Genomic DNA, 418 nt, shown 5'->3' with positions numbered 1-418 from the left:
ACCGTCTGGTTCGATCCGTCAACGCCTTGGCACGCCAGGCCATCAGGCAAGCGCGGCGGCCAGCTGGTCTACAGCGATGCCACGATCCAGGCCTGCCTGACCACTGCCCGGCAGGGCATCACGCAGTGATGTCCCGAAAGGGATCAAGGTCCTGTTCGGCCTGCCGCTTCGTCAGACGACAGGCTTCGTCACGAGCCTTCTGAAGCTGGCAGGACTCCATTGGCCGGTGCCCTTCGTCGGGCGATCCTTCTACAGGAAGGCTCGCTGATCCTCCTCGGTCTCGACGCTGTGTCGACGGCAGAAGATGCTGGCCGTGCAACTCCCCTGCCGGGGTAGCGGCTGCCCCTTGCACCTGCTGGTCCCCTCTTGTCTTATGCATTTCCCAGCTCCCGGTTTATTTTGGGAGCGGCCACGCGGA

Annotated in this window: 1 pseudogene; it reads left to right on the top strand. The window is 63.6% G+C overall.

The features are described 5' to 3' along the window. Positions 1-418 (top strand): annotated as a pseudogene (locus Q1B08_RS21745) (transposase); the annotation flags it as partial.

Source organism: uncultured Jannaschia sp. (assembly GCF_947494025.1).
Taxonomy (GTDB): Bacteria; Pseudomonadota; Alphaproteobacteria; order Rhodobacterales; family Rhodobacteraceae; genus Jannaschia.
Note: the sequence above shows the minus strand (reverse complement) of the source record. Positions and strands in the feature narration are given on the sequence as shown.